General features: G+C 49.5%; 25 protein-coding genes. 14 read left to right on the plus strand and 11 right to left on the minus strand.

The window, feature by feature from the left end:
* Positions 1–27 precede the first annotated feature (27 nt).
* The 3 genes from ACXAH4_RS03335 to ACXAH4_RS03345 all read right to left on the minus strand — a co-directional run bounded on the left by ACXAH4_RS03335 (position 28) and on the right by ACXAH4_RS03345 (position 2,283).
* Positions 28–537 carry an HAD family hydrolase gene (locus ACXAH4_RS03335; protein WP_474880691.1) on the minus strand — a complete coding sequence of 170 codons (510 nt, stop codon included), beginning with the start codon at positions 535–537 and terminating at the stop codon, positions 28–30.
* Positions 538–622: 85 nt separating this feature from the next.
* On the minus strand, positions 623–1,879 hold the full coding sequence (locus ACXAH4_RS03340) for a Y-family DNA polymerase (protein ID WP_474880693.1): 1,257 nt from the start codon (positions 1,877–1,879) through the stop codon (positions 623–625).
* The gene (locus ACXAH4_RS03345; RefSeq protein WP_119499814.1) at positions 1,867–2,283 is read right to left on the minus strand and encodes a S24 family peptidase; all 417 of its coding nucleotides are present in this window, start codon (positions 2,281–2,283) and stop codon (positions 1,867–1,869) included. The genes ACXAH4_RS03340 and ACXAH4_RS03345 overlap by 13 nt, the downstream gene beginning before the upstream one ends.
* A gap of 100 nt (positions 2,284–2,383) precedes the next feature.
* Between ACXAH4_RS03345 and ACXAH4_RS03350 the strand changes: the two genes are divergently transcribed.
* Positions 2,384–2,677: a YebG family protein gene (locus tag ACXAH4_RS03350; RefSeq protein WP_474880695.1), complete on the plus strand. Its 294-nt coding sequence runs from the start codon at positions 2,384–2,386 to the stop codon at positions 2,675–2,677.
* A gap of 7 nt (positions 2,678–2,684) precedes the next feature.
* Here ACXAH4_RS03350 and ACXAH4_RS03355 read toward each other — a convergent pair whose 3' ends face one another.
* The 4 genes from ACXAH4_RS03355 to ACXAH4_RS03370 all read right to left on the minus strand — a co-directional run bounded on the left by ACXAH4_RS03355 (position 2,685) and on the right by ACXAH4_RS03370 (position 7,725).
* Positions 2,685–4,265, minus strand: a complete 1,581-nt coding sequence (locus ACXAH4_RS03355; protein WP_474880696.1) for a methyl-accepting chemotaxis protein — start codon at positions 4,263–4,265, stop codon at positions 2,685–2,687.
* 171 nt (positions 4,266–4,436) lie between these two features.
* Positions 4,437–5,462: a sensor histidine kinase gene (locus ACXAH4_RS03360; RefSeq protein WP_474880698.1), complete on the minus strand. Its 1,026-nt coding sequence runs from the start codon at positions 5,460–5,462 to the stop codon at positions 4,437–4,439.
* 578 nt (positions 5,463–6,040) lie between these two features.
* Positions 6,041–6,574, minus strand: a complete 534-nt coding sequence (gene ppa / locus ACXAH4_RS03365) for an inorganic diphosphatase (protein WP_303573571.1) — start codon at positions 6,572–6,574, stop codon at positions 6,041–6,043.
* 173 nt (positions 6,575–6,747) lie between these two features.
* The gene (locus ACXAH4_RS03370; protein ID WP_119499809.1) at positions 6,748–7,725 is read right to left on the minus strand and encodes a class 1 fructose-bisphosphatase; all 978 of its coding nucleotides are present in this window, start codon (positions 7,723–7,725) and stop codon (positions 6,748–6,750) included.
* Between the two features lie 275 nt (positions 7,726–8,000).
* On the opposite strand from ACXAH4_RS03370, the gene mpl reads away from it, so the two are divergent.
* Genes mpl through ACXAH4_RS03385 form a run of 3 tightly spaced genes read left to right on the plus strand, consistent with a single transcriptional unit; the run spans position 8,001 to position 10,825 of the window.
* Positions 8,001–9,365, plus strand: a complete 1,365-nt coding sequence (gene mpl / locus ACXAH4_RS03375; protein WP_474880700.1) for a UDP-N-acetylmuramate:L-alanyl-gamma-D-glutamyl-meso-diaminopimelate ligase — start codon at positions 8,001–8,003, stop codon at positions 9,363–9,365.
* Between the two features lie 16 nt (positions 9,366–9,381).
* On the plus strand, positions 9,382–10,005 hold the full coding sequence (locus ACXAH4_RS03380) for a flavin prenyltransferase UbiX (protein ID WP_303573568.1): 624 nt from the start codon (positions 9,382–9,384) through the stop codon (positions 10,003–10,005).
* 13 nt (positions 10,006–10,018) lie between these two features.
* Positions 10,019–10,825: a S1/P1 nuclease gene (locus tag ACXAH4_RS03385; protein ID WP_474880702.1), complete on the plus strand. Its 807-nt coding sequence runs from the start codon at positions 10,019–10,021 to the stop codon at positions 10,823–10,825.
* 68 nt (positions 10,826–10,893) lie between these two features.
* On the opposite strand, the gene rraA is transcribed toward ACXAH4_RS03385, so the two are convergent.
* Positions 10,894–11,379: a ribonuclease E activity regulator RraA gene (gene rraA, locus ACXAH4_RS03390; RefSeq protein WP_119499806.1), complete on the minus strand. Its 486-nt coding sequence runs from the start codon at positions 11,377–11,379 to the stop codon at positions 10,894–10,896.
* A gap of 310 nt (positions 11,380–11,689) precedes the next feature.
* Between rraA and ACXAH4_RS03395 the strand changes: the two genes are divergently transcribed.
* Genes ACXAH4_RS03395 through ACXAH4_RS03430 form a run of 8 tightly spaced genes read left to right on the plus strand, consistent with a single transcriptional unit; the run spans position 11,690 to position 17,937 of the window.
* Entirely contained in the window at positions 11,690–12,193 is a 504-nt protein-coding gene (locus ACXAH4_RS03395; protein WP_442858437.1) for a phosphatase PAP2 family protein, read from the plus strand.
* 1 nt (position 12,194) lies between these two features.
* Positions 12,195–13,262: an MJ1255/VC2487 family glycosyltransferase gene (locus ACXAH4_RS03400; RefSeq protein ID WP_474848952.1), complete on the plus strand. Its 1,068-nt coding sequence runs from the start codon at positions 12,195–12,197 to the stop codon at positions 13,260–13,262.
* A gap of 51 nt (positions 13,263–13,313) precedes the next feature.
* Positions 13,314–13,472 (plus strand): LPS translocon maturation chaperone LptM, encoded by a 159-nt coding sequence (lptM, locus tag ACXAH4_RS03405; protein ID WP_474880704.1) that lies wholly within the window; start codon positions 13,314–13,316, stop codon positions 13,470–13,472.
* On the plus strand, positions 13,472–14,722 hold the full coding sequence (gene lysA, locus ACXAH4_RS03410) for a diaminopimelate decarboxylase (RefSeq protein WP_474880706.1): 1,251 nt from the start codon (positions 13,472–13,474) through the stop codon (positions 14,720–14,722). The genes lptM and lysA overlap by 1 nt, the downstream gene beginning before the upstream one ends.
* 35 nt (positions 14,723–14,757) lie before the next feature.
* A complete protein-coding gene (gene dapF, locus ACXAH4_RS03415) occupies positions 14,758–15,588 on the plus strand; it encodes a diaminopimelate epimerase (protein ID WP_474880708.1) in 831 nt (276 codons plus the stop codon).
* On the plus strand, positions 15,585–16,283 hold the full coding sequence (locus ACXAH4_RS03420; protein WP_119499801.1) for a DUF484 family protein: 699 nt from the start codon (positions 15,585–15,587) through the stop codon (positions 16,281–16,283). Before dapF ends, ACXAH4_RS03420 begins: the two co-directional genes overlap by 4 nt.
* Entirely contained in the window at positions 16,283–17,197 is a 915-nt protein-coding gene (xerC, locus tag ACXAH4_RS03425; protein WP_474880709.1) for a tyrosine recombinase XerC, read from the plus strand. Before ACXAH4_RS03420 ends, xerC begins: the two co-directional genes overlap by 1 nt.
* A 23-nt stretch (positions 17,198–17,220) precedes the next feature.
* Positions 17,221–17,937 (plus strand): HAD-IA family hydrolase, encoded by a 717-nt coding sequence (locus ACXAH4_RS03430; protein WP_474880711.1) that lies wholly within the window; start codon positions 17,221–17,223, stop codon positions 17,935–17,937.
* A 67-nt stretch (positions 17,938–18,004) separates the two neighbouring features.
* On the opposite strand, the gene cysE is transcribed toward ACXAH4_RS03430, so the two are convergent.
* Positions 18,005–18,820, minus strand: coding sequence for a serine O-acetyltransferase (cysE, locus tag ACXAH4_RS03435; protein WP_303573561.1), 816 nt, complete (start codon positions 18,818–18,820; stop codon positions 18,005–18,007).
* 471 nt (positions 18,821–19,291) lie between these two features.
* Between cysE and ACXAH4_RS03440 the strand changes: the two genes are divergently transcribed.
* Positions 19,292–19,483 carry a CsbD family protein gene (locus tag ACXAH4_RS03440; protein ID WP_119499797.1) on the plus strand — a complete coding sequence of 64 codons (192 nt, stop codon included), beginning with the start codon at positions 19,292–19,294 and terminating at the stop codon, positions 19,481–19,483.
* Positions 19,484–19,552: 69 nt separating this feature from the next.
* On the opposite strand, the gene ACXAH4_RS03445 is transcribed toward ACXAH4_RS03440, so the two are convergent.
* The gene (locus ACXAH4_RS03445) at positions 19,553–20,524 is read right to left on the minus strand and encodes a YihY/virulence factor BrkB family protein (protein ID WP_474880713.1); all 972 of its coding nucleotides are present in this window, start codon (positions 20,522–20,524) and stop codon (positions 19,553–19,555) included.
* Positions 20,525–20,676: 152 nt separating this feature from the next.
* On the minus strand, positions 20,677–21,804 hold the full coding sequence (locus tag ACXAH4_RS03450; RefSeq protein WP_474843634.1) for a helix-turn-helix transcriptional regulator: 1,128 nt from the start codon (positions 21,802–21,804) through the stop codon (positions 20,677–20,679).
* 306 nt (positions 21,805–22,110) lie between these two features.
* Here ACXAH4_RS03450 and uvrD point away from each other — a divergent pair, with 306 nt between their 5' ends.
* Entirely contained in the window at positions 22,111–24,282 is a 2,172-nt protein-coding gene (gene uvrD, locus ACXAH4_RS03455; protein ID WP_474880715.1) for a DNA helicase II, read from the plus strand.
* The last annotated feature ends 37 nt before the right edge of the window (positions 24,283–24,319 follow it).

Genomic DNA, 24,319 nt, shown 5'->3' on the forward strand with positions numbered 1-24,319 from the left:
GTTACCTGTTTATCCTTCAAGTTTAGATTAAACCAACAACCACTGCATGCCCGCATTTTCTGCGGCTTGCTGATCGTAGATATAGTCTCCCACATAAAGGATATGTGCGGGGGCTATTTGCCATTGTCCGGCAATCATAAGTAGTGCCGTGGGATCGGGCTTGGCAGGGGCGCATTCGCGGGTGAGCACGGTTGAAATGGGGATTTGGTTGTTGCTGATTTTAAGCGCTGTGGCCTGTTTGCAGTTGCGGGTAACAATAGCAACGGGCAAATCAGCGTTGATGACGGCATCTACCATGGATTTTCCTGCCGGCAACCATTTCGCATTCTCTGCATCGGCCATTTCATGATCAAGAATGACCTGATGTGCCGATGCTCTTGAGGTTTCATCAGGCAGGTTATCGATAAAGGTAAGGATATCTTCGCTGGCAGGGCAACCAATTTCGCGGCGCATTTGAGAAAAGTCGAGGACAGACTCCACCAGCGTACCGTCTAAATCAAATATCACTCCGCTGACATTCGTCAAATCTAACTTCATCTCTGTTCTCCCCTTTTGTTGCCAGGCATTTGGTGCACCCCTAGTGTAGCGAACCATGTCGCTTTTGAATCTAACATTTATGTCATCAACACTGACATTGGGGTAAATGCCGCCAGTTAGTTGTGTACTGAGGAGACAAATACGCCCGCTTCATACGCCAGGGTTGATGGTCACCTTTCGCCGCGATGCCGATGGTACTGCTGCCGTATTTTCTGTTAATGGCATCCATGCATGCCATCAGCTTTGTATTCCCTTCGCTTTGTGCGAACAAATCCGGCTGCTTTACATCTTCATCCTGAATTTCAATTGCTCCCACGCCGCACTTATGAAACAAAACCCCTTCCTTATACAAGGTATCAGCTGCATTCCCGGCGGCTTCTGACAGCATTCGCGTATCCGCCGTGGCAATGGCAAAACGGTGCTGTACAGCTTTATGATAATGCCCGCTGGCGGCAAAGGGGTTCGCATGGGCAAACAGGGTAAGGGTTTTCACGGTACAATTTTGCTTCCTGAGCTTTTCAGCTACCCGCTCAGCATGCCAGCAAAGTGCCTGCCGTAAACTCTGATGGTCCGTAACCGGGTGGCCAAAAGCGCGGGTAGCATAGATTTGCTGTTTTTTAGGACGATGACTTTCCCATTCAATGCAGGTAACACCGTTAAGCTCCCGCACGGTACGTTCTATCTCTACAGAGAATTGCTTACGGATACTTTTAGGCGCTGCGCAGGCAAGCTCCCACGCAGAGCGCACACCACTGTTTTCCAGCTTTTCCGCAATACGCCGGCCAATCCCCCACACATCCTGCGGCGACATTTCCTGTAAGGTTCGCCGGATCTGTGTCTTCTCAGCAAGTACCGCAATGCCGGATTTATCTCCCAGTCTTTTACCCGCATGGCTGGCTACCTTCGCCAGCGTCGGCGTAAGCCCGAAACCCACTCCTACAGGCAGACGTAACTGCTGCCAGACAGCACGCCTGATAGTTTCACCGTAGGTGTGCCATCCTTCCGGCGGTTGCCAGTTATCAAAATACAAAAAGCACTCGTCGATAGAATACACATGCTGGTGAGGTGCAAAACCGCCAACAATATTCATCATCTGATTGGACAAATAGTCGTACAGCTCATAGTTAGACGACCTGATCACTGCCCCTTTTTGTTCCAGCAGTTTCTGTACCTTGTAGTACGGGCCGAATTTCTTTACGCCGAGGGCTTTCGCCTTGTCGCACAATGCACAAATGCAGCCATCGTTGTTTGTCAGTACCACCACGGGTTTGTCACGGATAGCGGGGTCAAACACCTTTTCGGCGGACGCATAAAAGCCGTTGGCATCGACTAACGCAAACATTGTCTTAACTGCCTGGTATAGCGATGCATTCTGACAGAACGGACAACAATGCCTTCTTCTTCGAAGGTATCTCCCTCCCCCAACACGTAAGGCTGCTGGTGTTTGCCGGGCGATACCAGAACCATGGCTTTGCGATCGAACAGCTTACACACAAACACACCATTCAAATTGGCCACCACCACATCCAGCGAAGTGGGTGCAGCAGCGCGGTCGACAATGAGTAAATCACCATCAAAAATGCCCACGCCGGTCATCGACTCTCCCTGTGCCTGGCCAATAAACGTAGCAGTGGGATGGTCGATAAGCAGCTCGTCGAGATCAAGCCCAAGCTGACGGTATTCGGCTGCCGGGGACTCGAAGCCGGTGATACCAGCCTGTGCAATAACCGGAATAATTCTCAACATAGTACAAAAAACAGTTGCCTCAGATACTGTTTATTTATACAGTAATTATGAATCAGGTTAAAATTAAATTTCATTTTACGTTCGACATCGGAGAACCATCATGGCTATTACAGTGCAATATGTTGTTTCGCATAAAGGGGTAGAAAAGTTGGTCACTACAGACAAGAAGGAAGCTGATCAGTATGACAAAATGCTGGATGCGGCAGACAATCTGGCTGCTTACATCGGTGCGAAAGGTATCAAGCTGGATGACGACGTGATTGAGAATCTGTCTGTCATGCTGGCAAAGAATAAAGATGCCGTAGGCAAATTGCTCAAAGGCGCTTCTGCTGATGACGTCCTCGACGCCGAATCAGCAGAAGTGGTAAAGCTACAGGCAAACAGTAAAAACTAAAAGCGGGTTACACTACATTCCGCTTATTGGTAAAGCGGGTGATAACCGAGTGTACTTCGTTAACGGTTTTACGCAGACGCTGGCTGGCATCTAATGATGATTCTGATGCCCGCTGGGTATCTTTGGCACCATCGGCAATTTCTACGACTTGCTGATTGATGTGTTCTGCCACAGAACTTTGCTGCTCTACAGCGGAGGCCATTTCGAAGGTTTGATCGGCAATAACACTCACGGCCTGATTAATGTCTGCCAGTGTTTTGCGGGTATCTTCAACAATGGCCGTGCCCTGCTCGGCTGATGCCATACCGTCATTTGATACTCTGACAGCCCGTTCTGACCGCTCAGCCAGCACATGGATAATATTATGAATTTTATCTGTGGACTCTCTGGTTTTTGATGCCAGTGACCGTACTTCATCAGCAACTACAGCGAAGCCTCGTCCCTGCTCGCCGGCGCGGGCAGCTTCAATGGCGGCGTTCAGAGCCAGCAGGTTTGTCTGTTCAGCAATGGTCGATATTAAACTGGCAGCTTCACCAATATCATTCGTGGACTGCGCCAGTTCCTGCACGGTGACCGAAATAGAACTGACCGCTTCTTTAAGCGCCATGATGGCAGATAACGCCTCATCCGCTTTCTGATTACCGGCCTCCACATTTTTAGAAGCAGAGCGGGCGCTGTCGGCATTCATATCAACCCGCTCAGATACACTTTGAATAGCCTGGGACATCTCGTTCACGGCTGAAGCAATGTTTTGCGTTGCCTCGTTTTGCTGCACGACAGCTGTACTGGTGATTTCAGCCTGCTGATGAGTGGTGTTAGCAATCGTATCCAACCCCGCGGCGGCATCCTGAATGCGGGCAAGAGCTGTACGGCTGCGCGCAAGTTCGCATCCCAGAGCCAGTTTGGCACGTGACCGGTTACCGAAGTCGGCAAAATAGGTTTGCGATACCACCGGATTCGAATAGCTGTCAGGAGAAATATCAATAAGCGCCTGCCAGTCACCTTTAATTTTAGAGGCCATCCAGAAACTGCACACCGCAAAACCTGCGGCAGCGATACCGGCCGGCAGCACACCTGCCGTGGCGAATAAAGCCGCCACGGTAATAAGACCCATCACTATAAATGGCAGGTAATTCTTCATGTAGTGAACGGCCAGTTCACCGGCTGACGTACTGGACTTACCTTCACGTAGCCGCTCGTAACGGTATTCTGCACGGGCAATTTCGTCCGGCAAGGCCGGCACACGTACTGATTCATAACCCGTGATCTGAGAATTTTCAAAAACCGGGGTCACGAACGCTGAAACCCAATAATGGTCTCCGTTCTTGCGCCGGTTTTTTACCAGTCCCATCCAAATATTCCCAGCGGACAAGGTATCCCACATTTCACGAAACACACCCGGCGGCATGTCCGGATGGCGTACAATATTATGGTTTTTTCCAATCAGTTCATCACGGCTGAAACCACTGACTTCAATGAATTCATCATTGCAGTGCGTGATCACACCACGTTTATCGGTAGATGAAATGAGCCGGTAGTGCTGAGGAATGTTGTAAAGCTTCCGGGTAACCGGTTGATTATTTCGCATATAATTGACTCACATCCCTGTGTTCTCAGAAATTGGTTAAGGGTCACGTTAACCTTAGCCTATATTTAGACTTTCGAGTAATTGACCTTTAAAAAAATAGAGAGGAAGGAGTTTACAGTCCGAAACAGGGTTTGAAAAGTCAGCATTTACTAATGTAAATACATAGAGTTATCACGGCAGAGGGAAATTGAGGGTCACAGTGGTTCCGGAACCGGTATCGCTCTGAATATCTATCCAGCCATTATGAGATTCCATCAAAGCCTGCGCCACAGAAAGGCCAAGGCCTGTGCCGCTGCCGGGAGGACGGGTAGTGAAGAAAGGCGTAAAAATTAATGGCATGTGCTCGGGCTTTATTCCTTCACCATTGTCTTTTATAAACACTTTAACTGCGCCAGGCAGATCAGCAACAGCGATACTGATTGTGCCGCCGGATACACAGGCATCAATTGCGTTTTCAACTACTGCCTCAAGCACCTGCCTGATCTGCTTCCTGTTAACCAGTACCTGCGAGCGGGAATCCGACGCATCGAAATTAAGAGAAACATTTGCAGGAATTCGCTTGATGATATCCTCCAGACCAAACTCAAGAAGATCATCTACATCTTCCCAGTTACGTTCCACGGTAACCGGAGAAGAAAAAATCTGCAGTGAGGAGACAATTTCAGCAATGCGGTTAGCGCCTTCCAGAGATGATTTTTGCATGTCTGAAAGCATTTCTCTCACATCCCGCAGTAAGTATTTCAACTCCATGTCAGCGGGTAATGTAGCTGCAGAGGTGCCGCCCTTTTTTAACTCATCCTTAAGTTCATCCCAGGCATCGAACACATCCTTCAGCATATATTCCTGAATTTCACAGTTACTTTTGATAAAGCCGATGGGATTATTAATTTCATGAGCAATACCCGCAGCAAGCTGACTAAGCAGTGTCATACGGTCCACCATGGCTATGCTGTCAGAGGAAGGTTTGGCTGATTGTTTAAATGCATCAGCTTCACTGTCAGGAAGTTGAGACAGCAACTGATGATAAATCGCGCGGGTTTCGCTGAGAGCACGGCGCAGGTTTTGATTTGCCAGATAGGCATCGCGGGAATAATTATTGAGCATGTCTTCAGCCGCCGTACGCGCCAGCTGCTCACGACTCAATTTTCTCTGCAACAATGCAATTTGCTGCTGCAACTTCTGAATATCTGAACTCACATTAATCTCCGGCAGCCGGACGCCAAATCCGCTCATTCAACGGATTTCACAGTCTGCTCTGAAATCATATACAAACCCTGAACTAAAGCATAGCTCCGGGTTATCCAAACTACACGGCCTGAACCCCGAATTTATTCCAAAGTACACACCGGGATCACAATCAGCCGCGAAAACACTTGTCCTCCGGTTTGATCCGGGGATCGCCTTGATCATTTTTACCCGCAAATCAAGTCTTTTTTATGCACAAGGCTGTGGATAACTTTGTGCATTGTTTGTATACATGGCGTTGATGACTGTAATATCAGTCCCCTCCGGCGCCAACAGATTAAAGCCTTTGATACCATCGCAGCGCAGAAACCATACGGTGTCTATCAATTCGACAATAATAAATAGTCAACGCTTTTTTGATTGCTTCCCACAAATACCACAAAAGTTTGGCTTGTGGAAATAATCCTACTACATCGTGATCTGAAGGGGCAGTCTCAATGTCTCAACGTGCAGCTACAGATCAGATCGCGATCCAATACGCACAAAAAAGCCCGGCGAACCGGGCTTTTTCAATCTGCGGAAAGAAAGGCTTATTCGCCTTCTTCGTAACGCTTGGCGCTGGATACGATTTCAGCTTTCGCGGCTTCAGCATCTGCCCAACCGTCGATCTTAACCCACTTGCCAGGCTCCAGATCTTTATAGTGAGAGAAGAAGTGCTCGATTTGCTGTTTAGTCAGCTCTGGCACATCGTTGATGTCTTTCACGTCGCGGTAAATCGTAGACAGCTTGTCTACCGGCACTGCCAGAACTTTCGCGTCAGTACCTGACTCGTCAGTCATGTTCAGAACGCCAACAGGACGACACTTGATCACAGAGCCGCTGATGATCGGGAACGGCGTCATAACCAGTACGTCAACCGGGTCACCGTCTAAAGACAGTGTGTTATTCACGTAGCCGTAGTTTACCGGATAGTGCATGCAGGTAGCCATGAAACGGTCAACAAACATTGCACCGGTGTCTTTGTCTACTTCATATTTTACCGGGTCAGCGTGAGCTGGGATTTCGATGATGACATTCACCACTTCTGGCATATCTTTACCAGCAGGAACGTTGTTAAGGCTCATGAAATAATCCTTTGATTTGTTAAATTAAAAACGGGATTTGTCCGGGAAAACAAACACACTGTATTCCCTTTCACGGCAAAATCGCGCCTAAGTATACGGTGACTACCGTAAAATAAAAACTGCTTAAGACCCAAGTCTTAAGCAGTCTTCAGTATTTTTGTGCTGAATGTGCGCTATTCCGCTTTAGCGTGATAGCTCAGGCACGTTTCCACTTCTTCTTTGGAACCTAAAATTACCGGTACACGTTGATGAATTTCGGTGGGCATCACTTCCATGATACGACCTGTACCCGTGTCGGCCAGACCACCGGCCTGTTCCATCAGAAATGCCATCGGGTTGGCTTCGTATAATAAACGCAGTTTACCGGCTTTAGACGGGTTACGGTTGTCATAGGGATACATAAAAATACCGCCCCGGCAAAGCAGACGGTGAATATCCCCCACCATCGCCGCCACCCAGCGCATGTTGAAGTTCTTTTCACGGGGACCGTCTGTGCCCGCCAGCAAGTCAGCAATATAAGCTTTCATCGGCGCTTCCCAATGGCGCTGATTAGACGCGTTGATTGAAAACTCGGATGTTTGCTCAGGCACCTGCACATTAGGGTGCGTTAACAGGAAACCACCGTGGGTTTTATCCAGAGTATAAATGTGTGTGCCACGGCCGGTAGTCAGCGCCATCATGGTTGACGGACCGTACAGAACATAACCGGCAGCAACCATTTGTGTACCGGGCTGTAAAAACGCAGACGGGTCGTCGGGCTCCATCCACTGCGGTGCATGAGCGATAGAGAAAATAGTACCAATCAGACTGTTGATTTCAGTATTCGACGAGCCATCCAGCGGGTCAAAACTTACCAGGTAGTTACCTTCAGGGTTACACGGTACCACCGTGTCTTCTTCTTCAGAAGAAATGGCTTTTACATAGCCGGAATCCCGTAAAGTATCTTTCAAAATCTGGTTAGAAATCACGTCCAGCTTCTTTTGGGTTTCCCCCTGAACGTTTTCACTCAACGTCGAACCTAATACCCCCGCCAAAGCGCCCTGACTGACACGGAAAGAAATTTCCTTACAGCCCGCCAGCAATGTACGGATAAGCAAAATAAGCTCAAGAGGAGCGCCGTCTTGTTGTAGTTGAGAATTTAAACGTTTCATTGTGTGCAATAGCCTTGTTTATTGATGTAGGGTAATGATTCGCTTTGCGCTGGCATTCCCGCCAGTGTCCAAAAGCCAACCTGAATCACTTTGCTTTATTATTGTATGCCGGTGTTTTCGTTCACACGGGCTGGTAGCAAATGTAATTAAAACGATTGTAACCGCGAATGGACCACAGGGAAACGGCTTATTCTTACATTGCCGCGTACTCTGGTATTGGCGTGCACACCGGGTGTTCTGCTAAAGTAGCCACCTTAATCGTACACAGGATTCTTATGCACGTTCACATTCTCGGCATTTGCGGCAGCTTTATGGGTGGTATCGCCGCAATCGCCAAATCGCTAGGCCACAAGGTGACCGGTTCCGACCGCAATGTTTATCCGCCAATGAGCACTCAGCTGGAAGCGCTGGGCATCGAGTTAACAGAGGGCTATGACCCCGCTCAGTTCGAACCGGCACCGGATATGGTTATCATCGGCAATGCCATGTCCCGGGGCAATCCTGCTGTTGAGTATGTTTTAAACCGCAATCTTCCCTATACCAGCGGTCCTCAATGGCTGTTAGACAACCTGCTTACCTCCCGGTGGGTGATCGGTATCGCCGGCACCCATGGTAAAACCACCACCTCCAGCATGGTAGCGTGGATCCTTGAGCATGCCGGCCTGGCGCCCGGTTTTCTGATTGGTGGTATTCCGGAGAACTTCGGTGTGTCTGCCCGCATTGGCGAAAGTCCATTCTTTGTCATCGAAGCAGACGAATACGACAGTGCCTTTTTCGATAAACGCTCTAAGTTTGTTCACTACCGTCCGCGTACGCTGATCCTGAACAACCTTGAGTTCGATCATGCAGATATTTTCCCTGATCTTGCAGCTATTCAAACCCAGTTTCATCACTTAGTTCGCATGGTGCCGGAAAATGGTTTGATCCTGTCACCGCAAAAAGACAAACCGCTAAAGGCCACACTGGAAAAAGGTTGCTGGTCTGAACAGCAATTTACCGGAAAAGACTGGGAAGCCAATCTGCTGACTCCTGATGGCAGTGCTTTTGATGTACTTTTCCGCGGAGAGAAAGCCGGTACGGTTAACTGGTCACTGGTGGGCCAGCACAACGTGAATAACGCCCTGATGGCTATTGCAGCAGCGCATCATGCCGGAGTGGCAACTGCGCAGGCTATCGAAGCCCTCGCCACATTTAAAAACGTGAAGCGCCGTATGGAAACCAAAGGCACCGTGAATGACATTACGGTGTACGATGACTTTGCCCATCACCCCACGGCCATTGCCACCACCATTCAGGGTTTACGGAACAAAGTGGGTAAAGCCCGCATTATCGCTATTCTGGAACCCCGTTCGAACACGATGAAAATGGGTGTACACGAACATACGCTGGGCAACAGCTGGCAACAGGCTGACGAAGTGCTGCTGTTTGAACCTGCCGGGATGAAATGGTCACTGGCAGAGACCGCCAAACACAGTGACACACCGGCTTACTGCTATCATGACGTAGAGAGTATTGTGCAGCAGGTGAAATCCATCAGTCGTCCGGGCGACCATGTACTGGTGATGAGCAACGGTGGTTTTGAAGGCATTCACCAACGGTTGCTGGAAGCACTGGCCAGTGCTGAAGTCACACATTCCTGAGGAAGCAGAAAACGCTATGACAAATAAAACCATCACTCTGGCGATTACTGGTGCGTCCGGTGCACCGTATGCCATGCGCCTGCTGGAAATACTGGTCAAAGCCGAATACGACATTTTTGTGCTGATTTCTTCAGCCGCGAAAGTTGTTTTTGCTACCGAAGAAGAAGTGAAAATTCCTTCGAAGCCGGATGCCGCCAGTGCGTTTTTCAGTGAACGCTTCGGTGCCCGTGAAAACCAGATCCGCGTGTGTGGCAAGGAAGAATGGTTTTCACCAGTGGCGTCAGGTTCTGCAGCACCCAAACAGATGGTGGTGTGCCCGTGTTCAACCGGCACACTGTCAGCAATAGCAACAGGTGCCAGCGACAATCTTATCGAACGAGCTGCCGACGTGGTGTTAAAAGAACGGGGACAACTTATTCTTGTTACCCGTGAGATGCCGCTCTCGTCTATCCATCTGGAAAATATGCTAAAACTGTCACAAACCGGTGCGACAATCATGCCCGCTTCGCCCGGCTTCTATCATAATCCCAAACAAATCAGCGACCTGGTTGACTTCGTGGTAGCCAGAATTCTGGACCACCTGGGCGTCGATCAGACATTAATGATGCGCTGGGGCTATCAACACCATAACGACAAATAAAAGAGGAACTTTCATGCAGGCGTTTGCTAAACGGACTATTGCACTTTCTTTCTGCCTGGCATCGACCATGATGACGAGCCTGCCCGCCTTTGGCTGGGGACAAACCGGTCACCGTGTTACCGGCGCAATTGCAGAAAAACATCTGACTCCCGCTGCCAAAGCGGCCATTGTTAAGCTTCTGCCAAATGAATCTCTGGCTGAAGCGTCTACGTATCCTGACGAAATGCGTTCAGACCCCGGTGAATTCTGGCGTAAAACTTCGCCCCCGTGGCACTATGTTACTGTGCCGGAAGGTCATGAATATCATGAAGTGGGAGCACCTGAACAGGGAGATGCGTACACGGCACTTCAGCATTTCACCACGGTACTGAAAGACACCAAAGCCAGCAGAGAAGACCGCCAGGTCGCGCTGCGCTTTATTGTGCATATCATTGGCGATCTCCATCAGCCCTTGCACGCCGGTAACGGGACTGACAGAGGCGGCAATTCGGTTAAGGTACGCTTCTTCTGGCAGGACAGTAACCTGCATACCGTGTGGGACTCAAAAATGCTGGACTCAAAGCAGTTGTCCTACACTGAGTGGACAGACTGGCTGGATAAGAAAATCACCACGAAGAACCTGAAAGACTGGCATGCGCTTGATGCCAATGTGTGGATAAAGGAAAGCACGGAAATCCGCGATACTATTTATCCTGAAGACGCCAACGACATGTCTTATGACTATGTGTACGACTTTCTGCCCGTAGCAAAAACCCGTTTGCAGCAGGCCGGTGTCCGCATTGCCGCGTACCTGAACAACGTGTTTGCAAACACGAAATAAGTCCATAAAAAAACCTTCCCGGTCAAACCGGGAAGGTTTCTTTTGAAAACTCAGTGAAGCCAGCAGGCTTAGTCTAGATCCAGCGGCTCCGGCGACAAAATAACGCCTGTGCTGTCAGCATAAAGATGATCTTCCGGCAGGAAGGTTACACCACCGAAATTAACCGGCACATCCACCTCACCGGTACTTTCCGTTTCCGCGTTCACCGGGATTGACGCCACAGCCAGAATACCGATGTCTAAATCTGCCAGAGTATCCACTTCACGGACACTGCCGTAACAAACGATGCCTTCCCAGTCGTTATCGATTGCAAGCTGGGCTGAAGCGGCATCAAGTAATGCACGGCGGGTAGAACCGCCACCATCAATCAGCAATACTTTTCCTGCACCTGGCTGCGCCAGTACGCGGTCTATCAACCCGCGATCTTCAAAACACTTAATGGTTGTGACTTCACCACCAAACGAATAACGTCCGCCATAACTGACAAACATGGGGTCGACCACATCTACGCTGTCTGCAAATAAATCGCATAATTCAGAAGTGTTATAGTCCATCACTGTGCCTTAATTACCGGAAAAGAAACACTGACCCGCGATTCCGCCAACACCCTCACTGCATCCGTTTTTAAAACGGCATGGAAGTTTACTAAGGTGATTGATTGGAAAGAGAAGATGCGTTGTCAGAACTGTTGTTAGCATAGCACTAATTACCATAATAAAAATACCTCGCTTCCGCTTATTTCGGTAAATCTCTGCGGCCTGTCATAAAGGTTTCTTTTTTTTGTCACGGCAGATTCACACATGCTGATTAGCTTATATTGTAATCAATTGTAATGAGGCCAGGGCCGTGCTGAACCGGAAATCCTTGACCAAAGCTGATACTGATTTGTTTTTTTGGCTTTACCGACTCACACAAAAGCGTAACTGTACCGGCGTTATCTGGTTGTCAAAAACCGGAGACGGCTATCTGTACTTCATCATCGGTATGCTGCTGTGGGCTTTCGAGCCTGAACACGGCGAACTGTTCCTGTATACCGCACTGATGGCCTACGGACTCGAACTGCCGGTGTATGTGGTGCTGAAACGTATGTTCAAGCGTCCCCGCCCCTGCGATTTACTGAATAACTTCACGGCTCACGTTACGCCGTCAGATAAATTCAGTCTGCCATCCGGCCACACCGCCGCGGCCTGGCTGATGGCCAGCATCGTAGCGCATTTTTATCCGCCTTTTGCCATTCTGGCTTACAGCTGGGCTGCGCTGATTGGACTATCCCGTATTTTGCTGGGTGTGCACTACCCTACCGACGTGATAGCCGGTGCACTTCTGGGCTTAACCATTGCTTCTGCGAGCTTAATGATACTGGGGTAGTATGAGAATTCTTTACGGCGTGCAGGGGACCGGCAACGGTCATATTGCCCGCGCACGCATCATGGCTGCAGCTTTTGCACAGCGCGACGACTTCACCGTTGATTTTGTATTTTCCGGACGGGATGAAGACAAGTACTTCGACATGGAGGTATTTGGTCCGTACCGCACCTTCCGTGGTCTTACTTTTATTACCAGTCACGGTCAGGTAGACCGCATTGCAACACTCAAAGCAAACCGCCCCGGTAAGTTCTGGCAGGATGTGCGTAACTTTGATGTCACCGGCTATGACCTTCTGATCAACGACTTTGAACCGGTCACCGCCTGGGCCGCAAAACGTGCGGGACTGCCGTCTATCTCTATCAGCCATCAGGCATGTTTCACTTATACCGTCCCGAAAGCCGGCGACGGTATTATCAACAAGCTCATCCTGAAGTACTTTGCTCCCACGCAGGTACAGCTGGGCGTACACTGGTTTCACTTTAATCAGCCTATCGTGCCGCCGTTTGTCGCAGATGAACGCCTTGCCTCACCGTCAAAGAGTCATGTTCTGGTTTATCTGCCTTTTGAACACGTGGATGACATCCGCCTGATGCTGGAACCGTTAACCGACCAGCAATTTGTGTGCTATCACCCGTCAATCAAGGGCCATTACGAAAGCGGCCATATCAGCTGGAATCCTCCTTCCAAGGCTGGCTTTCAGCATCACTTACAGCATTGCAACGGTGTGATCGCCAACGGCGGCTTTGAGCTGTCCAGTGAAGCATTACATCTGGGTAAAAAGCTGCTGATTAAGCCGTTACACGGCCAGTTTGAACAATTATCGAACGTACTCACGTTAGATAAAATGGGACTATGTCATTCCCTTTTTCAGCTCGACACTGACATTGTGGAAGAGTGGCTGGATGCACCTGAAAATGAGGCCATTCAGTTCCCTCATGACCCGTCACTGCTGCTCAACTGGCTGAAACAGGGTGACCTCAGTGACACCCGTTCTCTGTGCAATGCACTGTGGGAACAAGTGGAATATGGCGATAAAACGAAAGAGCGTTTATTGACGCTTGCAATTTAGCACCGCAGTGCCATCATAGCAGCAATTTTAGTCTTTCTATGCGGGTTCGTTGTGCGCAGAAAACCCTTCTTTTTAATCGTGCTGCTGATATTCATTAGTGGTCTGTCAGCATGCGGCTATCGCGGGGCACTCTATCTTCCAGAAGAGTCTCAGGACAACCACCAAACTCCAGCCGGAACACCCGCCGACCAATCCGGAGACACTCAGTAATGGATTTTTTCGCTTTTCAAAACGGGCGACTGTTTGCTGAAGATGTAGCAGTATCTGACATCGCTAAAGCACACGGTACACCTGCGTATATTTATTCCCGCGCCACCCTTGAGCGTCACTGGCATGCATTTGACCAGGCACTGGGCGGACACCCTCACCTGATTTGTTACGCCGTAAAAGCCAATTCAAACTTAGGCGTGCTGAGCGTCCTGGCAAAATTAGGTTCAGGCTTTGACATCGTATCCGGCGGGGAACTGGCACGGGTACTGGAAGCCGGTGGTGATGCAAAGAAAGTGGTATTTTCCGGTGTAGGCAAAAAGCCTGAAGAAATTCGTTATGCGCTGAAGAAAGGCATTCTGTGTTTCAACGTTGAGTCTGAACCGGAACTGGAGCGCATTAACAGCGTTGCCGCAGAAATGGGCGTAAAAGCTCCTATTTCATTGCGTATTAATCCGGATGTGGACGCCAAAACTCACCCGTATATCTCCACGGGACTGAAAGCGAATAAATTTGGTATTCCCCGCGAACGTGCCGTTGCGACTTACGAACTGGCCGCCAGTCTGTCAAACCTTGAAGTAAAGGGCATGGACTGCCACATTGGTTCTCAGCTGACCTCTATTGAGCCATTTGTTGATGCCCTTGAAAGATTATTAAAGCTCATTGATGAGCTTGCCGCTAAAGGTATTACCATTTCCCACCTTGACGTGGGTGGTGGCCTGGGCGTGACATACAATAATGAAACACCGCCTCATCCGAAAGAATACGCCGCCGCCATGGTAGAAAAGATGGCTGGCCGCGAAAATTTAAAGATGATCATGGAACCCGGCCGCGCTATTGCTGCGAATGCCGGCATTATGATCACTGAAGTTGAATTCGTGAAAGAAGGCGATGAAAAGCACTTCGCCATCGTTGACGCTGCGATGAATGATTTAATCCGCCCGTCGTTATATTCAGCCTGGCAGAACATCGTACGTGTTGAGCAGGAAACCGATGCTACACCACGTATTTACGATGTGGTGGGACCGATTTGTGAAACCGGTGATTTCATCGGTAAAGACCGTGAACTGGCAATAAAACCGGGAGACTTACTGGCGGTTCGCAGCGCCGGCGCCTATGGTTTTGTTATGGCCTCGAACTACAACAGCCGCTGCCGCCCGCCGGAAATTATGGTGGATGGTGAGCAGGTAATTGTGGTGCGTGAACGAGAAAATCAAAAAGATCTCTGGAAAGGTGAGTGCAAACTTACGTAAACTAGAGAAATACAAATAAGAAAGATGTGCGCTTAATGCAAGTTCAATTTTCCAAAATGCACGGGCTGGGCAACGACTTCGTTGTCATCGATAACGTTACCCAGAACGTTTTCTTTTCAAAGGAGAAGATTCAGCAACTCGCTGATCGGCACTTTGGTATTGGCTTTGACCAGCTGTTGCTGGTAGAACCTCCCTATGATCCTGAACAGGATTTTCATTACCGCATCTTCAATGCAGACGGCTCGGAAGTTTCTCAGTGTGGAAACGGAGCCCGTTGTTTTGCCCGTTTCGTCAAAATGAAAGGGTTAATCAACCGCAATAAAATTAAGGTCAGCACCAAGGCAGGAAAAATGGTGTTGTACCTGGAAAAAGACGGACAGGTCACCGTGAACATGGGTGTACCTGACTTTGAACCAGCCAGAGTACCTCTGGTCGCCAATAAACAGGAAAAGACCTACATTTTCCGTGTTGAGGAACGTACAGTATTTTTAGGCGCCGTTTCCATGGGTAACCCCCATTGTGTAATGGAAGTCGACGATGTCGATACCGCCGGTGTGCATGAAGTCGGCCCGTTACTGGAACGTCACGAACGTTTTCCGGAAGGGGTGAACGTTGGCTTTATGCAAATACTGTCGAAAGACCATGTGAAGCTCAGGGTATTCGAACGTGGCGCAGGGGAAACCCTGGCGTGCGGCAGCGGCGCATGTGCCGCTGTAGCGGTCGGACAGGTTCAGGGAAAATTGGATAAGGAAGTCAGGGTAGATTTACCCGGCGGCAATTTACGTATTCGCTGGCAGGGCGAGGACTCGGCACTCAAGATGACCGGGCCCGCTGAGCACATTTACGACGGACAGATTAATCTATGAGTGATGCTTCAGGTCAAAGTAAAAGACCGGTAACACTGGAACCCAATTACGACGAAGCGTTCGGACTGACAGCAGAAGAAGTGCGTGCTTTTTTATTAAAGCATCCCGACTTTTTCGCCAATAATCCGGACATTCTTGAACGGTTGGTGATTCCCCATGAGGAAAAAGGGGCTGTATCGTTAGTTGAACGCCAGAGCGAACAGCTTCGCAAGAAGGTACGTCAGCTAAATTATAAACTCAACCAGCTCATCGGCGTGGCCAAACAAAACGAGAAAATTTACCGCGTTTATACGGATCTGAATGTCGAACTGTTACGCTGTAAATCTGTATCGGAAATCCAGTACAAACTGGAATCTGTTCTGCAGGAACGTCTTAATCTTCACTCAGTAGTGTTGCAACTGTTTAAAGGCCCTCATGCCATGCAGGAGCTGCAACGCAGACTCATCATCGAAAAACGCTTTAAAGACAGCACCTTCTTCTTCGGCCGTTTAAGCCAGCACGAAAGACAAGTGATCTTCGGTGAAGAAACCGCTGAATCTGTCGCACTGATTTTACTGGGAGACAATCACGATATGGGTATTCTGGCTGTAGGCTCTGACGATGCCTCCCACTTTACGCCAGATATGGATACTCTGCTGCTGAAACAGTTGCAGGAAGTGCTGAACATTACCATGCCGGGCATGCTGGGATATTAATGCAACCTGCGGCGCCCGAACCTCGCCTCAGTGATGCATGCCAGCAATGGCTCGACAAATTTCTTTTGCATCTCGATATCGAGCGGGGATTATCAGAGCATACCGTTTCCAATTATCGCCGCCAGCTTACCGCCATTGCCACTGAACTGGCCCTTGAAGACTGGTCAGGACTGACCCCTTCAGATGTTAAGCGGGTCATGGCCATCGCCAAACGACAGGGCAAGCACGCCCGCTCCATCGCGTTACAGCTTTCTGCCCTGCGAACATTCTGTCATTATTTGATGCGACACGAACAACTGTTCAGCAACCCCGTTGAGGGTATTCAGGCGCCGAAACAGGGCAAGCCTCTGCCAAAGCAAATCAGCGTGGATGACATGCAACAGTTATTGTCTTCGCCACAGGATGAAGGCATAGAATGTCGCGATATGGCAATGGCCGAATTACTTTACGGATGCGGGTTACGCCTGAATGAACTGACCGGCCTGCGCCTGGCTGATTGTCAGGGCGACGGGACGCTTAAAGTCACCGGTAAGGGAAATAAGCAGCGCATCCTGCCACTTGGACGCACGGCGACTAAAGCCCTGAACGCCTGGTTAAAAGTACGGGGCCAGTATGCATCGCCCTATGAGCCGGCCGTGTTTGTGAGCAAACGGGGGACAAGGATCTCAAACCGTCAGGTGGCAAACCGTCTAAATCAGTTAGCTCAGTCTCAGAATATGAATCAGACTGTACATCCTCATAAACTGCGCCATTCCTTTGCTACCCACGTATTAGAATCAAGCGGTGATCTGCGGGCAGTGCAGGAATTGCTTGGTCATGCGAACTTATCGACCACGCAGGTTTATACGCATCTGGATTTTCAGCACCTGGCAAAGGTGTACGATAACGCGCACCCCCGCGCCCGGAAGAAATAACTTATTAATAAAACTGAGGTTCCATGCGATTTTACCGGCCTGTAGCACCAGTGAAAGCCATGACTTTCGATCTGGACGATACCCTTTATAACAATGACCCCATTATCAAACGGGCAGAAGCAACCCTTAAGCATTTTATTGCTGTGGAGTATCCGCAAACGGCAAAGCTTTCGCCGCAGGAATGGACAGATATAAAGCGGGGTCTGATCAAGGCACAGCCCGCGCTGGCTTCAGATATGGGCCAGTTGCGTATGCACACACTCAGGCAGGCGCTGGAACAGGATATTCAGGATCCTGAAGCACTGGAGGCAGCCGCGAAAGCCTGTTTTGACTGCTTTTATGACGCCCGCAGCGATTTCACGCTGGATGACAGCGTTCACAGCGTACTGGCTCAACTGGCAAAGAAAATGCCGCTGATTGCGATAACCAATGGCAATGTTGACCCGCATAAAACTGGACTGTCAGCGTACTTTAATGTGGTGTTGCACGCCAGTGTAACCCGTCCGGCCAAGCCGTCTGCTCATATGTTCGATGAAGCGGCCACGATGCTGTCGTTAGCGCCGGGTCAGATTTTACACGTAGGTGATAACCTGGAAAAAGACGTTATGGGTGCAGTGAAAGCGGGATATCAGGCGGCATGGCTTGCAGCAAACCGCGACATGCTCCTGAACCGTGAGGCAGCCACATTGCTTCCTCATGTGGAATTGTCGTCGCTGGATGAATTGCTGGCGTTTACCTGACAGTAAACGCCTTTAACAGCACAGCAAACGACTTCAGGAAGGCAATGCTGTGCACCGGGCAGGTAAACTATTTACCGGTTGCAGCTTCGCTGTCTTCGAGGAAATTCTGGCGCATGGAATCGCAGGGACGCTGACAGGCTGGTTTACCCACAACTTTAGCGGGCACACCTACCACAGTCACATGCGGCGGCACATCGTTCAGCACCACACTGCCGGCTCCCACTTTTGACCCTTCACCAATTTCAATATTGCCAAGAATTTTTGCACCGGCACCTACCAGCACACCCTGGCGCACTTTCGGATGACGGTCGCCGGATTCATTACCCGTCCCGCCCAGCGTTACACTCTGCAAAATACTGACATTGTCTTCTACCACTGCGGTTTCACCCACCACAATGCCGGTAGCGTGATCAAACATCACCCCTTTCCCAATTTTTGCAGCGGGATGAATGTCGACACCGAATGTTTCTGAATTCCGGCTTTGTAAAAACAATGCCAGCTGATGACGGCCCCGCTGCCACAGGTAATGCGCCATACGGTGAGTCTGCACGGCGTGAAAGCCCTTGAAATATAACAAAGGTGTTAAGTAATCTTTCACCGCAGCATCACGGTTAAACACGGCTTTGATGTCTTCAATGGCCGCTTCCGTAATAGACGGGTCAAGCAGGTAGGCTTCATCAAACACTTCACGGATAGCAATGGCCGGCATCACATCGTCAGCCATTTTATTCGCCAGAATAAAGCTCAGTGAAGACTCAAAATTATGATGGGTCAGAATACATGCATGTATATAACTCGCCAACAAAGGTTCGTTGTCAGCAATGTGCTGCGCTTCGCTTTTAAGCGTAAGCCAGAAGCCGGCGTTTCTTGTTGATACTTGCATAGGTGTTCCTGGTTTGGCGTAAGTGCGTGAAAGCTTAAAGGCCCCGAAATAAGCCTGAAAGATAAGGGCTGAACGTCACAGATCAAGCATCATGTTATCAACCGGTGAGGATTATCGTTCAACGACATCAATTTCTACTCACATCACCGGCAAACCGATCGCACATTACAAAATTTCAATATCACCGCAGACCGTGAAATCACTGGCCGGCACCGTGAAAGTTCTACATCCTACGCCTGCCCGCTCTCTCCGGCTATAGCGAAAAGGAATATAAAATAACAACCGTAATTCAGAGACTTATTCTCAGCACCAGAAAACTGGAATAAGAGTTGATTGTGTATGGGTAACTGCCGGCGTAAGACTTCGCAATAAGTTGATTGCACAGTGCGTCAGACAGGTCATGCCCGGACCCGTTAAACCGGTCCAGACAGAATTTTGTAACATCATTAAACTTTGAAACAGGAGAAAGATATGAACAGCGATCGTATCGAAGGTAACTGGAAAGAGTTAAAAGGTAAAGTTCAGCAACAGTGGGGAAAACTCACCGACGATGATGTAGATAAAATTGATGGCCGCCGTGAAGAACTGGTAGGCAAAATTCAGAAAGCTTATGGCAAAAGCCGCGATGAAGCTGAAAAAGAAGTGGACCGTTACTTCAACTAGTAGCAATCATCCCCTCTTAATACCTCACATGGAGCGCTCAATGCGCTCCATTTTTTGTCCGCGTGCTGATCACTTCGTCTGACTATCGGAAGGTGAATGGTCAGCCACGTAAGCCCCACGCTCTCCTTTCGGTTTTTCCTCGCCGGCAGTGCTGTCTTTATCGGTCTGGTATTCGGTAGCTGAATTGAGTTCCGCGCCGAGCAAAATGATGTAAGCACTCAGATAGAACCACATCAGCAGGATAACAATCCCTCCCAGCGATCCGTAGGTTTTGTTATACGAAGCAAATTCGTTCAGATACACAGAAAACGCAAAAGACGCAATCACCCACACCAGCGAAGCAAACGCCGAGCCTACGGTTACCCAGCGCCATTTTGCCGGTCTCCGGTGGGGTCCGTACCGGTATAGTGCTGCCAGTGCGACATTAAACAGGAATATAAGTACAGGCCATGTGAGCCAGGTTGCCGCCTTTTCGTTCAGTACAGAACCGGCTAAGTAGCTTATCCACTCGGGCAACACAGAAATACACAGTAATGCGGCGATCACGAAGGCGATAATACCAATGGTCAGTACCAGCCGCGCCAGCAAACCTTTCAGAAACATCCTGCCGTGAGGTTCGTTGTACGTAATGTTGCACGCCGTGATTAACGCATTCGCACCTTTACTGCTGCTCCAGATTGTCAGCAGCAAGCTCAGAGAGACCCCCCAACTGAGCACAAAGTCAGAATTTCCGGTGAGTTTGGTCAGTTGCTCCTCAACAATGTAACGGCTGTCAGCAGGCACCACATCCACCAGATGTGCCATGTGGCTTTGCAACTGTTCCGGTGTGACCAGCAAACCATACAGAGAAATAACGGCAGTAAGCAACGGGAATACGGCGAGCAGGAAATAGAAAGCCACTCCGGCGGCCACCAGCGATAAATTATGAGCATTTTGTTTGCTGTATGTGCGTTTAAGGATTTGCCACCACGCCAGCAAAGAAAAATCTGTCAGGGATGTGGCATCGGTGGAAGATGCCTCGCGGGATTTGAAAAGTTGCACTGCTCGCACGCTCCGGAGTCGAAGATATGCATTTCATACGTACTTTACAGCAGATGGTGCAAACCAGTGTCCGAAAACACCATGCAAGGCGATAGCGGTTACTCCTCTTACGACAAGCACCACGACAACAGATTTAAGAACAGGCAGACAGATTAAGCGAACTTCGGTGCGGTACCGGAAAACATGGCCAGCTTATCAATAAGGTTTTCTTCATTTTTAACGCCCATGGCTTTTATCAGACGTTGTACCTGAATATCCACCTCACCGGTAGTCAGTCCCGCAGCCGCTGCAATATCACGGTAGGAAGCGCACTTATACAACATGCGCGCAATCAATACTTCCCGCTTGTTAAGCGCGTAGCAAGACTGAATGTTCTGCCAGTCCGGTTTTCCTCTGGATACAATATTTACAACGGCTAACGGCTCACGCCGCTCCTCTTCTGCCTGAGAGGCAAGCCGGTGAATATGGAAGATTTCAATCACGTCCACGTTATCATCAACAACGTGCACCACTTCGTCCTTCTCAGCGCCTGATAGGCAAGCTTGAACTTTGTCGCAAAAACGGGTGTGCTGATGTGGCATGGCAAAAACAAGGCGTTTTTTGTTGAGCGCAACGGCTTTACCTGAATTCAGGTATTGCTCTGCCTGACTGTTACAGGCCTGCACCCTTAACTGGCTGTCACACACCACAAATGCCGTTTTAATGTGTTCGTAAACGCCCTGCGCCAGTTGTCTTTGCTGACGAAATATTTCTTCATCACGGAAGAAACGGGCTGCGCGGACAAAGTGCGGCACTAAACGTTTGAAAGCAACTTCTTCGTATTTTGAAAAATCGTCATCCTGCTCCGGACGGCATACACCAAGATATGCTTCGTAGCGTTCGTCCCGCAACACCAGTGCTGCCAGTGTTTTTTCTGCATCCAGCGGGGTCAGTACTTTCCCTGCAATAGAGGTAAAATGTTCTGAACTTCGAAATGCGGGTGAACAGGTATCAAAGATATCCCCCTCATGGAGCCGGAAGAAAAAAGGTTTCAGGGCGGAAAGTGAAGATAAATCCACTTCAGGTGGAAAAGACGGGCAACCCTCACCGGCGGTCTTCATACGCCAGGCAACTTCTCTGTCGTTGATCACATCGCGAAGTACGAGAAATGTTTTGTTGGCCAGAAACACTTTATTGCACTGCGCCAGCACCCTGCCCCATTTACGGGTGAGTGCTGCGTCATAAATTTCGATAATCAGTTTATCGAAATCAATGGTTTCGTTATCTACGTTGTAATCCATGACTATCCCGTCATTTAAGGCGCAAAAAGGGCAAGGTTTCCTACCCTCCGCGCATAGCCATTTTATTTACGCTACGCACCCGACACCTTGAATACTATTTCCTGTGTGAATAGCACTGTACAGGTAAACTCTAACAAAGTGTATATTTTCCACACACTTAGCCTTTAGTCTAATTTTAAGACTTCTTTTTAACATCAGTCACATGGCACGGTAGAATAATGATTCCCTTTGCCTTACTGTATAAATTCACAGCCTGCTCTGGCATAATCTGCCGGTCTGAAATTAATTACGCTGGTGATCTGCCCGATGGATGTATCTTTACTTCTCGACGACCTAAATGACAAACAACGCGAAGCCGTTGCTGCCCCTCAGTCGAACATGCTGGTGCTTGCAGGCGCCGGTAGTGGCAAAACACGGGTACTGGTTCACCGCATCGCCTGGCTGATGGAAGTAGAGAACATCGCGCCATTTTCAATTCTGGCGGTAACCTTCACGAATAAAGCAGCCAAGGAAATGCGCGGCCGGATTGAACATCTGATGAAGCGCAGCATGCACACCATGTGGATGGGTACCTTCCACGGCCTGGCGCATCGTCTACTCAGAGCACATCACGCCGAAGCCGGCTTGCCGGAAAATTTCCAAATTCTGGATTCTGACGACCAGTACCGGCTGATCCGCCGTATTCTGAAAGCGCTGAATCTGGATGAGAAACACTGGCCGCCAAGACAGGTACAGTGGTACATCAATGGCAATAAAGATGAAGGCTTAAGACCCCAGCACATCGATACCCATAACGATCATACCCAGCAGAAGATGCGCGATATTTATGCGGCCTACCAGGAGTCCTGTGACCGCTCCGGGCTGGTTGATTTTGCCGAACTGCTTTTGCGGGCGCATGAGTTGTGGGCCCGTAATCCGGAGATTCTGGCTCACTATCAAAAACGTTTCCGTGCGGTACTGGTCGACGAATTCCAGGACACCAATAACATTCAGTATGCCTGGCTTCGCATGCTGTGCAGCACCGGCGAAAACACCATCATGATCGTGGGCGACGACGATCAGTCAATTTATGGCTGGCGGGGTGCAAATGTCGATAATATACATAAGTTTCTGAAGGACTTCCCGAAGCCGGAAACCATCCGTCTTGAACAGAATTACCGCTCCACCAGCACAATTCTGAAAGCCGCAAACGCGGTGATCGACAACAACACCGGCCGGCTCGGCAAAGAGCTCTGGACTGACGGTGCTGACGGTGAACTGGTATCTGTATATGCCGGTTTCAACGAACTGGATGAAGCCCGCTTTATTGTGTCGCAAATTAAGAGCTGGCTGCAGCAGGGTAATGCCCTCAGTGAAAGTGCCATTCTATACCGCAATAATGCTCAGTCCCGTGTACTGGAAGAAGCGCTGTTGCATGAAGGACTGGCTTACCGGATTTACGGTGGTCTGCGATTCTTCGAACGCCAGGAAATTAAAGACGCGCTGGGTTATCTGCGCATGGTTAATCACCCTCATGATGACGCTGCCTATGAGCGGGTAGTTAATACACCCAGCCGCGGCATGGGTGAGAAAACGCTGTCAGCTATCCGTGAGACGGCCAGAACGCACAACTGCTCGTTGTGGCAGGCCAGTAATTTGTTACTTACCGACGGTTCCCTGAAAGGACGTGCAGCTAACGCCTTGCAGAGTTTTATTGTACTGATAACCGATCTTGAACAGGCAATGGCAGATTTACCACTGGAAGAACAGGCCGACAAAGCTATCAAACATTCCGGCTTATATGCCATGTATCAGGCTGAAAAAGGTGAAAAAGCACAGGCACGCCTGGAAAACCTTGAGGAACTGGTCACAGCCTGTAAGCAGTTTATCGTGCCGGAAGAAGCCGATGAAATGACGCCGCTGAGTGCATTTCTGGCTCATGCCTCGCTGGAAGCCGGTGAAACACAGGCAGATACTGACCAGGACGCGGTTCAGATGATGACCATTCACACCGCCAAAGGCCTGGAGTTTCCGCTGGTCTTTATGGCCGGCGTTGAAGAAGGCATGTTCCCCAGCCAGATGACCAATGATGAGCCCGGCCGTATGGAAGAGGAACGCCGTCTGGCCTACGTGGGTATGACACGGGCCATGAAAAAGCTCTTTATTACCTATGCGGAAAGCCGCCGGCTTTATGGTCAGGACAAGTATCACACGGCGTCACGGTTTATCCGCGAAATTCCTTCGGAATGCGTGGAAGAAGTACGGCTAAAATCAACGGTATCCCGCCCTGTTCATAACCGCTTTTCAAGGGCAACGTCTCACGAAAGTTTTGAACAAACCGGGTTTCAGTTGGGTCAGCGTGTCATGCACCGCAAATTCGGTGAGGGCGTGGTACTGAACTATGAAGGTTCCGGCGATCACGCCAGAGTGCAGGTGAATTTCGACGAATTCGGCAGCAAATGGCTGGTACTGGCCTATGCTAAATTGCAGCCACTCTAAATTTCACCTGCGGTCAGCCGATATTATTTAATTAACC

The organism is Alteromonas sp. ABV2_168, assembly GCF_056161165.1.